Annotated in this window: 7 protein-coding genes, 2 tRNA genes and 2 rRNA genes; 6 read left to right on the forward strand and 5 right to left on the reverse strand. The window is 40.0% G+C overall.

Annotation, left to right across the window (positions count from 1 at the left end; all coding sequences use genetic code 11):
• The 4 genes from minD to ctpZ form a co-directional block, all read right to left on the reverse strand.
• Positions 1-628, reverse strand: a 628-nt coding sequence (minD, locus tag EV01_RS0108755) for a septum site-determining protein MinD (protein WP_032523270.1), incomplete at its 3' end; no start/stop codon positions are given.
• Between the two features lie 109 nt (positions 629-737).
• Positions 738-1,400, reverse strand: a complete 663-nt coding sequence (locus EV01_RS07690) for a septum site-determining protein MinC (RefSeq protein ID WP_032523272.1) — start codon at positions 1,398-1,400, stop codon at positions 738-740.
• 10 nt (positions 1,401-1,410) lie between these two features.
• Positions 1,411-2,667: an HD domain-containing protein gene (locus tag EV01_RS07685; protein WP_032517445.1), complete on the reverse strand. Its 1,257-nt coding sequence runs from the start codon at positions 2,665-2,667 to the stop codon at positions 1,411-1,413.
• A 37-nt stretch (positions 2,668-2,704) separates the two neighbouring features.
• Complete coding sequence (ctpZ, locus tag EV01_RS07680; protein ID WP_032517446.1) at positions 2,705-3,991, reverse strand: carboxyl-terminal processing protease CtpZ; 1,287 nt, start codon at positions 3,989-3,991, stop codon at positions 2,705-2,707.
• A gap of 71 nt (positions 3,992-4,062) precedes the next feature.
• Here ctpZ and petB point away from each other — a divergent pair, with 71 nt between their 5' ends.
• Positions 4,063-4,719, forward strand: coding sequence for a cytochrome b6 (gene petB, locus EV01_RS07675; protein ID WP_011817812.1), 657 nt, complete (start codon positions 4,063-4,065; stop codon positions 4,717-4,719).
• Positions 4,720-4,751: 32 nt separating this feature from the next.
• Positions 4,752-5,234 carry a cytochrome b6-f complex subunit IV gene (petD, locus tag EV01_RS07670; protein ID WP_002808353.1) on the forward strand — a complete coding sequence of 161 codons (483 nt, stop codon included), beginning with the start codon at positions 4,752-4,754 and terminating at the stop codon, positions 5,232-5,234.
• Positions 5,235-5,236: 2 nt separating this feature from the next.
• Here the strand turns inward: petD and EV01_RS07665 are convergent, their stop codons facing one another.
• Positions 5,237-6,676 carry a glycoside hydrolase 100 family protein gene (locus tag EV01_RS07665; protein WP_032517447.1) on the reverse strand — a complete coding sequence of 480 codons (1,440 nt, stop codon included), beginning with the start codon at positions 6,674-6,676 and terminating at the stop codon, positions 5,237-5,239.
• Between the two features lie 606 nt (positions 6,677-7,282).
• Between EV01_RS07665 and EV01_RS07660 the strand changes: the two genes are divergently transcribed.
• From EV01_RS07660 to EV01_RS0108760, 4 genes are all read left to right on the forward strand, one after another.
• Positions 7,283-8,767: ribosomal RNA gene (locus EV01_RS07660) — 16S ribosomal RNA — on the forward strand.
• A gap of 126 nt (positions 8,768-8,893) precedes the next feature.
• A tRNA-Ile gene (locus EV01_RS07655) sits at positions 8,894-8,967 on the forward strand.
• Positions 8,968-8,979: 12 nt separating this feature from the next.
• A tRNA-Ala gene (locus EV01_RS07650) sits at positions 8,980-9,052 on the forward strand.
• A gap of 256 nt (positions 9,053-9,308) precedes the next feature.
• Positions 9,309-11,728, forward strand: a 23S ribosomal RNA gene (locus tag EV01_RS0108760); the annotation flags it as partial.

Here is an 11,728-nt window from a genome sequence, read left to right on the forward strand (position 1 = left end):
GTTCATCTTCTAAAACGATACCTAATAAAGGCAAAGAAAGGATGCCTTGAACATCTTCGATAGATAGCATCTCTTGGCTTGCCATCATGTTAGGTCGGACTCTATTAATTACGAGCTGGATAGGCTCAATATCGGAAGTATTAAGAATGCCTATAACTCTATCGGCATCACGTACTGCAGATAATTCTGGGTTGGTAACAACAATAGCTTCTTTACATGCTGCAAGGGCATTTTTAAACCCATCCTCAACACCAGCAGGACAATCTACTAAAACAAAATCGAATTTTTCACTAAGCAACTCACTGATTGTTTTCATGTCTTCTGGCTTCATCCAATCCAACATCCTGGGATCTCCAGCAGGTAAAAGGGCAAGATTAGGTTCTTTTTTGTGTCTGACCAATGCTTGTTCAAGTCGGCAATTCTTATCTAGAACATCTTGGGCAGTATAAATAATCCGATTTTCCAATCCTAGAAGAAGATCTAAATTTCTTAAGCCAAAATCAGCATCTAATACAGCAGTGGTTGCTCCGCTGTTGGCAAGTGCTATGCCTAAGTTTGCGGTTAAGGTTGTTTTCCCAACTCCACCTTTCCCTGAACAAATTAATATTGTGCGAGTATTTTCCGCCACGTAATTAAGGTTTTTTAAATAATAAGACCACTTTCAGAAAGTTAAATATTTTAATTATTAAGTAATTCTTAAATTTATAAAGTTGAATTAATTTATTTCAAATTATTTATTAAATTTTTGTTTCTATTATTAAAGGTTTGATATTAATTGTTTGATTGTCTATTACAGCAATTTCTGGATAATAATTATTAGGTTTATCCTTTGGACCAATAGCTATTACATTAGCAATTCTTAACTGTAAAGGATTTAAATAAAGTGATGCAATAGAGGCATTCTTATTTCCATTTTTCCCCGCGAATGCTATCCCTAGTAATTTGCCCCAAACGTAAATATTTTGATTAGCAGAAACAATAGCTCCTGGATTAACATCTCCAATGATGCAAAGGTTTCCGTTTGAAGATATTCTGTCAGCCGATCTAACTGTTCCTTCGTGAAGAATATTATCTTTCTTTTTTGTATTTAGTAGGAATAACTTATTTTTAATCTCTTGCTCTTTAAGAAAAGTTGAATCTATTCTTAAAAACTTTCCAGTTAATACTGTATTTCTATTATTTGAGTAAATGCATAATGAACGAGTATCAATTTTGTCAAAATGATTTTTTAATTGTGATAGTTGATGAGAACTTATTGACTCATTGATTGCGAAAATCTTTGCTTCCAGAGGCCCCTTTATGGAGGAAAATTCTTTGAAAGTTTCATGCATATTATCTAAATCCAACAAAGAAAAAATTTCTAAATATTCACTTTTAGTATTTTTTAAAACTATTTCCATTGAATTAAATCTAGGAATTGCTTTTCAATAATGAAATTTCATTTTTAATTTCATTTTTGATGATATCTGGATAAATAATAAAAGAGATTTCCTCAGTTTTCATTAAAGTTTTTATTAATGCAGAACTATTTTCTAATGCGCTTTGATAAGTGCCGTCCCATATTTTTAGTGCATTATTAGATGAAAAACCTTTAAAAGACCTTTCCTTAATTCCACAAAATATTTCTGGATCATAACCATTCTTTTCACATAATTTTGCTGCAAATGCAAGGATTTTTAATCTATTCACTTTACTTAAAAAACTTATGTCTGATGCCTTTAATAAATCTCTGTCAATAAACATTTTGCATAGTGTAGAAAGTGGCTCAAAAGATTCCTCTTTCCATCTAATCAAATGATAATAAAAGGTTACATCATCATTTCTTATGAAATCATCAAAATCAACCTTTGAAGGTGAAAAAATCCATTTATATAGAGAATCATCTAACCAAATTTTCTTTTCATAATTATGTTTTATTGTGTGTAATATTTTTTCTAGAATCCATGTTGATATCTCGTTTATCCTGTGATTGTAGATTGTTTTATACATTAAGTTTCTTAGTACAAGGAAATGCTCAATAGCGATCACTCCTTTTGGTTTGATTCCGATATTCCCATCAGGTGTAAAAGTAAGAGCTGAAATAATTCTTTCTAAATCTACTAACCCATAATTAGTACCTGTGTTGTAACTATCTCTTAAAAGATAATCGAGACGATCGCAATCTATCTCACTGCTTATCAATGTTTTTAAAGGTTTTGAAAAAAGTTGTTTTGAATGAAATAATTCACCAATTTTTTTTGGTAATTCGTTGTCATACTTTTTGAGGATTGCATTTATTGGAGAATATTTTGTAACTAACTTTTCAGACCATTGTTCGTGATCATGCTTGAATATTGTTTCGCTGGTATGGCTTAAAGGTCCATGACCTAAATCATGCAGTAGAGCTGCGCCATAAAGAACAAATTTATTTTCACAAAATGAAGATTTACTTTCAATTAATCTCTTGTAAATTTTTCTAGCTATACAAAAAACACCAATTGAGTGAGTAAATCTACTCGATTCTGCACCATGAAAAAGTAATGATGCCGCTCCAAGTTGTTTTATTCTTCTTAATCTCTGAAAAGCAATTGTATCAATCAATTCCAGAACCATTAATTCTTCTGGCTTCCCTGCATCAAATACTATCTCTTTATGAATTGGGTCATGAAAAATTCTTTTAATACTCATATTTTTAAGATTTTTTTATTTTCAATCTTTAGTGATTTCAAGATTTAATTTCTTCATCGTTTAATTCAACAGTTTGAACTGAAACTTCTTCTTTCTCTAGAAGCGACCCCAGAAATAATTCTGCATTCCTCACCCATTTATCATCAGCACTTCCATAATCACTGGTATCCGGGAGATCAAGTAATTTGTCAGGAGTCATACCTTGCCCTTGAATATTATTACCTTTGGGGGTCAAGTAACTAGCTACCGTGATAGCAATACCACTATCTTCTCCCAAACTTTTTAGGGATTGAATTAAACCTTTACCATAAGTTTGTTCCCCCATAAGTATTGACCTCTTATTATCTTGTAAAGAACCAGCAAGAATTTCACTGGCACTAGCAGTACCTTTATTTACTAAAGTCACCATTGGTCCATCAAAAGATGTCTCTTCTTGAGAAATAATTGCATCTTTGATTCCATTTCTATCTTTGGTCTCAACAACAGGTTTCTCACTCAATAATGAGTCTGCAACTGCTATCCCTGAGCTTACTAGCCCTCCGGAATTATTTCTAAGATCCAAGATCAAGCCCTCAACCTCTTTCTCTTTTAACTCTTGAAGTGCCTCTTCAACTCTTTTGGGTACGCTTTCGCTGAATTGAGTTATCCTTAAATATCCTATTGTGTGAGAATCGTCTCTTAATCTTTTTGTTCTAACTGGTCTTAGATCTACTGATCTCCTCTCTAGATCGACTTCTCTAATTTCTCCTGATTCCGAAGATAATTCAACTAAAACTTTTGTCCCTGATTCTCCTCTTAATTTAGACGCAGTACCCGCAAGCCCTAATTTTTCTGATGAGATTCCGTCCACTGTATTTATTAAGTCCCCGCTTACTATTCCAGCTTCTTCAGCTGGGGAACCGCCAAGAGTAGAGATAACTTTAACTTTATTGTCATCATCTTCACCTAATTGAAGCCCAACACCATTGATTTCACTACCAAAATTACTTGATTTCAGTAGTTCATAATCTTTTGGGCGTAAAACTCTAGTATAGGGATCGTCTAGAGGTCTTAACATGTCTTCAATTGCGGAATAAGCCTCTTCACTTGTTTCAATTTGTTTCTGTAATGTTTTTTGTCTAATTCTCTTCCAATTGATTTCATCAAACTTTTCTGGATCATAAAAACCTTCGTTTACCAAGGTCCAAGCGTCAAGTACTAATTGCCTGCTATCACTGAGAGCATCCACTCTTTCAATCAATAAAAGATTGATTGAAAAAATGATGATCATTGATGCAGTGATCACAGTTTTGAATGTTAAAAGTTTGTTAAAAGATGAATTCATTGGGTTAAGTGTTAACACCAAGTATAAGAATTTTAAGTAAGCTCTTTATATCAAAGCTAATTTTTTTTTGGATGGCGAATTCTTCATCTGTTTATGACTGGTTTCAAGAGAGGCTTGAAATTCAAGACATAACTGACGACGTAACTTCCAAGTACGTACCCCCTCACGTAAATATTTTTTATTGTTTAGGAGGCATAACTTTAGTATGCTTCTTAATTCAATTTGCAACAGGTTTTGCAATGACTTTTTACTATAAGCCAACAGTTACACAAGCTTATAGTTCAGTTAGTTATTTAATGACCGATGTAAGTTTTGGATGGTTAATAAGATCTGTACATAGATGGAGTGCATCAATGATGGTTTTGATGTTAATTCTTCATGTTTTTAGGGTTTATCTTACCGGAGGTTTTAAAAGGCCAAGAGAATTAACTTGGGTTACAGGTGTTGTAATGGCAGTCATAACTGTTGCTTTTGGAGTGACAGGTTACTCTCTACCTTGGGATCAGGTAGGTTATTGGGCAGTTAAGATTGTTTCAGGTGTTCCTGCTGCAATACCAGTAATTGGTGATTTTATGGTTGAACTTCTTAGAGGTGGAGAAAGTGTTGGACAATCCACTTTAACCAGATTTTACAGTCTTCATACATTTGTACTGCCATGGTCATTAGCAGTATTTATGTTGATGCATTTTCTAATGATTCGTAAACAAGGCATTTCAGGTCCTTTATAAACTCCTATACTTTAATTATTAATTAGTTTCAAATGTCTACGTTAAAAAAACCAGATTTATCCGATCCAAAATTAAGAGCAAAACTTGCCAAAGGCATGGGGCATAATTACTATGGTGAACCCGCTTGGCCAAACGATTTATTATATATTTTCCCAGTAGTAATTTTAGGTACCATTGCTTGTGTAGTAGGATTGGCTGTTCTTGACCCAGCAATGTTGGGTGACAAAGCAAATCCATTCGCTACTCCATTGGAAATATTACCTGAATGGTATCTCTACCCTGTCTTTCAAATTCTTAGGGTTGTTCCCAACAAACTTTTAGGTATCGCACTTCAAACACTAATTCCTCTTGGTTTGATGATTTTACCCTTTATCGAAAACGTTAATAAATTTTCCAATCCCTTTAGGAGGCCAATAGCAATGTCTGTTTTCTTATTCGGAACTTTTCTAACTATATATCTTGGTATTGGAGCATGTTTGCCAATCGATAAATCATTAACTCTAGGTTTATTTTAGGTTCATAATTTAAACATATTCAGATCGTGAGAATCATTTCTTAGAAAATGATTCATTAATAAAAATCCAACAATTGTCCAGGTTTGATAAGTTCTTGATTGTTGACCAACCCAAGTACCCGTAGGACCATCAAAATATTCTGCCCATTCTTGCTTAGGCAATTGATTAAGTTGACACCAATATGACTCCTCTATTAAAGATCTCATTTCTTCCATGAGTATCACATCATCAGAACCATAATTTTTTTGATGTAATAAGACAGCTGTACCAAAAAACCAAAGTAAGCTTGGCCAATGACCACCGTTATGGTAACTCCAAGGCCAATTCTTTGGATCTGATCCTGTTTTATTTTGCCATTCTTCGACATCCATATGAGGATGACAAATTCTCATAGGCATTTGAGCCATCAAATGCTGTCTGTTATGTAAAACCAATCTAAATAAAGCTCTCTGTTCTTCAGGAGGTAATACTCCAAACATGCATGCTAAAGAATTTCCTAAACTGTAAAATCGAAAGTCAGGCCTTCCTGTCCTAATATTTCCTATTAAATATCCACCCCTATTCTCTAGCCAATCTTGCAGCCATGAGGGAACCACTTGAGGTTGAACGTTGAATTCATTGAAATGTTGATCATCTCCATACTGCTCAGTTGGCCTTCTTCTTAAAATTTGCATTGTTTGGCTGGTGACCCAATAATGTTTTAAAAGAAAACTCCCTAAATCCTTAACCCATTGATTTGTAAGAATAAGCCTTTGGTCTAAAAGTCTACTAACATGATCTGCTCTACTTAATTCCATTAAGTTTATGCAACTTTTTAAACATCCATGAAGTAAAACTTCAACTTCTAAAGGTGCTCCCCATACATCCATAGGTCTATCAATCATAAATGAGCAATCTGGAACAAAAAGTACTGGATTACCCTCAAATGTTGGATGAAGAACTAGATCTAGTAGAAGTTGAATACCTCTTTGAACGCTTTGACTTTTTCCGAAGGCAAAATCGCCGCTTTTATTGACATAATACCAACATAGAATGGGCCACCATAAACTTGCATCAGCTGAAGTAATCCTCCCTATTGATCTCTGACCATAGTCTCCAATGAGCTTTCCATTCTCTTCAACGAAACTAGTTGGAAATACGCCACGTGTTTGGTAATTAGTGCTTTGTAATTCAAGACATACATTTAGGAACTTTTTGACAATTTCGTACCTTTTTTGAGTAATGAGATAAATCATTACAGGAACGTTGTCTCTTAAAAATATTTCTCCATAATTTAATTTTTTATTTTTTGTTGGGTGTTCTAATGCAGCTACACTTCCCACTAATTCGCCTGATATTTCAACTAACGTCTTTTCGAAGTGTTTTTTTGCATTTGTTACAATTTTTTCTTCATCAGAACTTGGTCTAACTCTTAAATTTTTTTGACTAAATCTTTCTGCCATTTCATTTATATCCCTTTATTTAAGACTAGTTGTTTAGAGAGATTTTGAACAAATAAAAAATTATTAAAAAATTTTTGTATAAAAGGTTGCACAATTACAGTCGAATGGTTTAGTATTTTCTTCTGGGCAAAAAAAACTTTTTGCATTATTCAAAAATTTTCCTCAAATCTAATTTTTTGGTAAATGATTGAATTCTTTGAAAATTTGATTTTGATCACTATTTTCAGCCAGAAAGGGGGTTTTCCCTCTTTGTGAGTTATTCCTTGTTGATTAACTCTGCACCTAGAAAATTTAAAAACTTAGGAACTGATGCTTTTATTGCGTCAAAACTTTATCAAATTATTTTGGTATTTTTGAGATGTATTTGCAATAAAGGTGTGAGGTCCCGTCAAGAATATATAAATTGTTTTCAATTGCTAACTTTTAGTTTTTTGAAAACCAACGGATCTGAGATCTTGGAAAGTCACTTTGAAATATTTTTAATGTGCACTCAAAGTAATCCTTAATTATTTAAGGAGGCCGAACCTAAATAAATTAAGTCAATCTTACTTTTATTTGGAGAACGCAATTCATATTGAGTAGATTTATCTACAAAAGGATTTGAACACAACGGAGAGTTTGATCCTGGCTCAGGATGAACGCTGGCGGCGTGCTTAACACATGCAAGTCGAACGAACCTTCGGGTTAGTGGCGGACGGGTGAGTAACGCGTGAGAATCTGCCCTCAGGAGGGGGATAACGGTTGGAAACGACCGCTAATACCCCATATGCCTATTGGTGAAATGAATTTCGCCTGAGGATGAGCTCGCGTCTGATTAGCTAGTTGGTGTGGTAATGGCTCACCAAGGCTTCGATCAGTAGCTGGTCTGAGAGGATGATCAGCCACACTGGGACTGAGACACGGCCCAGACTCCTACGGGAGGCAGCAGTGGGGAATTTTCCGCAATGGGCGAAAGCCTGACGGAGCAACGCCGCGTGAGGGACGAAGGCCTCTGGGCTGTAAACCTCTTTTCTCAAGGAAGAAGATATGACGGTACTTGAGGAATAAGCCACGGCTAATTCCGTGCCAGCAGCCGCGGTAATACGGGAGTGGCAAGCGTTATCCGGAATTATTGGGCGTAAAGCGTCCGCAGGCGGCTTTTCAAGTCTGCTGTTAAAGCGTGGAGCTTAACTCCATCATGGCAGTGGAAACTGAAAGGCTTGAGTATGGTAGGGGCAGAGGGAATTCCCGGTGTAGCGGTGAAATGCGTAGATATCGGGAAGAACACCAGTGGCGAAGGCGCTCTGCTGGGCCATTACTGACGCTCATGGACGAAAGCCAGGGGAGCGAAAGGGATTAGATACCCCTGTAGTCCTGGCCGTAAACGATGAACACTAGGTGTCGGGGGAATCGACCCCTTCGGTGTCGTAGCTAACGCGTTAAGTGTTCCGCCTGGGGAGTACGCACGCAAGTGTGAAACTCAAAGGAATTGACGGGGGCCCGCACAAGCGGTGGAGTATGTGGTTTAATTCGATGCAACGCGAAGAACCTTACCAGGGTTTGACATCCTGCGAACCTCTTAGAAATTTGAGGGTGCCTTCGGGAATGCAGTGACAGGTGGTGCATGGCTGTCGTCAGCTCGTGTCGTGAGATGTTGGGTTAAGTCCCGCAACGAGCGCAACCCACGTTTTTAGTTGCCAGCATTTAGTTGGGCACTCTAGAAAGACCGCCGGTGATAAACCGGAGGAAGGTGTGGATGACGTCAAGTCATCATGCCCCTTACACCCTGGGCTACACACGTACTACAATGCTACGGACAAAGGGCAGCAAACTCGCGAGAGCTAGCAAATCCCATAAACCGTGGCTCAGTTCAGATCGTAGGCTGCAACTCGCCTACGTGAAGTAGGAATCGCTAGTAATCGCAGGTCAGCATACTGCGGTGAATACGTTCCCGGGCCTTGTACACACCGCCCGTCACACCATGGAAGTTGGCCATGCCCGAAGTCGTTACTCCAACCCTTGTGGAGGAGGACGCCGAAGGTAGGGCTAATGACTGGGGTGAAGTCGTAACAAGGTAGCCGTACCGGAAGGTGCGGCTGGATCACCTCCTAACAAGGAGACAACAAAATGTTTAATATTATTATTTTGTCACCTTAGGTCGATCGGTATCTTACATTCTTAATTTATTAAGGATTTCATTTCCTAAGTTTTTTCTAGGTCACACCCATTATTTTTCCTGGGCCATTAGCTCAGGTGGTTAGAGCGCACCCCTGATAAGGGTGAGGTCCCTGGTTCAAGTCCAGGATGGCCCATATCTCTATGTTGGGGGTATAGCTCAGTTGGTAGAGCGCCTGCTTTGCAAGCAGGATGTCAGCGGTTCGAGTCCGCTTACCTCCACTGATTACCACCTCTTCCATAATCTTTAGAAGGGAAATGTTTTGAGTTGTGATCAAATTCTGAACGAATCTAGCTTCCTAGTGAATTCACTAAGATGCTGGACTCATTGAATTAATTTCATTGTTTTCAGAGAACCTTGACAACTGCATAGATTATTTTAAAGACAATAAGCATCTTTAATGATGCAGATTTATTATTTGTGCGAATGCATTAATAACAATTCTATTAAGCTGATGCTTCAATTTTTGAAGTTATTGGTCAAGCTACAAAGGGCTCACGGAGGATACCTAGGCACACAGAGGCGATGAAGGACGTGGTTACCTGCGATAAGTCTCGGGGAGTTGGAAGCACACTTTGATCCGGGAATTTCCGAATGGGGCAACCCCATGTACGGCCAACTGAATATATAGGTTGGCGCGAGCTAACCCAGCGAACTGAAACATCTTAGTAGCTGGAGGAAGAGAAAGTAAATAACGACTCCCTCAGTAGCGGCGAGCGAACGGGGAACAGCCCAAACCGATAGTCTTGACTATCGGGGTTGTGGGACAGCAATATGGATCAACAAGTCTAGAAGAAACGTTTGAATGGCGTGCCACAGAGGGTGAAAGCCCCGTAATCGAAAGATAAGTTGACCTAGCTGTATCCCGAGTAGCACGGAGCACGTGGAATTCCGTGTGAATCTGCGAGGACCACCTCGTAAGGCTAAGTACTACTGTGTGACCGATAGTGAAACAGTACCGCGAGGGAAAGGTGAAAAGAACCCCGGGAGGGGAGTGAAATAGAACATGAAACCGTGAGCTTACAAGCAATGGGAGCCCGACTAATCGGGTGACCGTGTGCCTGTTGAAGAATGAGCCGGCGACTTATAGGCACTGGCGGGTTAAACCGAAAATGGTGGAGCCACAGCGAAAGCGAGTCTTAATAGGGCGTTTGTCAGTGTTTATAGACCCGAACCCTGGTGATCTAACCATGGCCAGGATGAAGCTTGGGTGATACCAAGTGGAGGTCCGAACCGACTGAAGTTGAAAATTCAGCGGATGAGCTGTGGTTAGGGGTGAAATGCCAATCGAACCAGGAGCTAGCTGGTTCTCCCCGAAATACGTTGAGGCGTAGCGTCTAGTGCTCCAGCAGGGGGGTAAAGCAACCATTTCGGTGCGGGCTGCGAAAGCGGTACCAAATCGATATGAACTCTGAATACCCTGTGTGTAACTAGGCAGTCAGACTGTGGGGGATAAGCTCCATAGTCAAGAGGGAAACAGCCCAGACCGCCAGCTAAGGTCCCAAAATTAACGCTAAGTGATAAAGGAGGTGGGATTGCCCAGACAACCAGGAGGTTTGCCTAGAAGCAGCCATCCTCAAAGGAGTGCGTAATAGCTCACTGGTCGAGCGATCCTGCGCCGAAAATGAACGGGGCTAAGCGTTATACCGAAGCTGCGGATAAATTTATTTATGGTAGGGGAGCGTTCTATGTAGGGTGAAGCGTTAGCGTAAGCGGGCGTGGACAGCATAGAAGTGAGAATGTCGGCTTGAGTAGCGAAAACATGGGTGAGAATCCCATGCCCCGAAACCCTAAGGGTTCCTCCGGCAGGCTCGTCCGCGGAGGGTTAGTCTGGACCTAAGGCGAGGCCGAAAGGCGTAGTCGATGGATAACAGGTCAATATTCCTGTACCAGATGTGTTTTGGGAAGAGGGACGGAGAAGGCTAGCCAGGCCAGATGTTGGTTACTGGTTCAAGCGTTCGAAGCTTTGAGAGATGGAGAAAACATCTTGAGCTAAGGCGTGAGTACGAGCTGCTACGGCAGCGAAGTTGGTGATGTCATGCTTCCAAGAAAAGCTCTATACCCGTTAAGGCACAAATGCCAGTACCCGAAACCGACACAGGTGGGGTGGTAGAGAATACCGAGGGGCGCGAGATAACTCTCTCTAAGGAACTCGGCAAAATGGCCCCGTAACTTCGGGAGAAGGGGTGCCAGCGAGAGCTGGTCGCAGTGAAGAGGCGCAAGCGACTGTTTACCAAAAACACAGGTCTCCGCTAAGTCGCAAGACGATGTATGGGGGCTGACACCTGCCCAGTGCCGGAAGGTTAAGGAAGCTGGTTAGCTTTTAGTGAAGCTGGCGACTGAAGCCCCGGTGAACGGCGGCCGTAACTATAACGGTCCTAAGGTAGCGAAATTCCTTGTCGGGTAAGTTCCGACCCGCACGAAAGGTGTAACGATTTGCGCGCTGTCTCGGAGAGAGGCTCGGCGAAATAGAATTGTCTGTGAAGATGCGGACTACATACACCCGGACAGAAAGACCCTATGAAGCTTTACTGTAGTTTGATATTGTGCTCGGGCTCTGAATGCGCAGAATAGGTGGGAGACATTGAAATAGTGCTTGTGGGTACTATTGAGTCATCGGTGAGATACCACTCTTTCAGAGCTAGGGTTCTAACGCTTACCCGTTATCCGGGAAGCGGACAGTATCTGATGGGCAGTTTGACTGGGGCGGTCGCCTCCTAAAAGGTAACGGAGGCGCACAAAGGTTCCCTCAGGCTGGTTGGAAATCAGTCGTTGAGTGCAAAAGCAGAAGGGAGCTTGACTGTGAGACCTACAAGTCGAACAGGGACGAAAGTCGGTTTTAGTGATCCGACGGTTCTGCGTGGAAGGGCCGTCGCTCAACGGATAAAAGTTACTCT

The organism is Prochlorococcus marinus str. MIT 9401 (assembly GCF_000760095.1).
GTDB lineage: Bacteria > Cyanobacteriota > Cyanobacteriia > PCC-6307 > Cyanobiaceae > Prochlorococcus_A > Prochlorococcus_A marinus_I.

What these genes read in the sequence shown, in the direction of transcription:
- petD (WP_002808353.1), top strand. Translation starts at nt 4,752, where the DNA reads ATGTCTACGTTAAAAAAACCAGATTTATCCGATCCAAAATTAAGAGCA.
- EV01_RS07665 (WP_032517447.1), bottom strand. Translation starts at nt 6,676, where the DNA reads ATGGCAGAAAGATTTAGTCAAAAAAATTTAAGAGTTAGACCAAGTTCT.
- petB (WP_011817812.1), top strand. Translation starts at nt 4,063, where the DNA reads ATGGCGAATTCTTCATCTGTTTATGACTGGTTTCAAGAGAGGCTTGAA.
- ctpZ (WP_032517446.1), bottom strand. Translation starts at nt 3,991, where the DNA reads ATGAATTCATCTTTTAACAAACTTTTAACATTCAAAACTGTGATCACT.
- EV01_RS07690 (WP_032523272.1), bottom strand. Translation starts at nt 1,400, where the DNA reads ATGGAAATAGTTTTAAAAAATACTAAAAGTGAATATTTAGAAATTTTT.
- EV01_RS07685 (WP_032517445.1), bottom strand. Translation starts at nt 2,667, where the DNA reads ATGAGTATTAAAAGAATTTTTCATGACCCAATTCATAAAGAGATAGTA.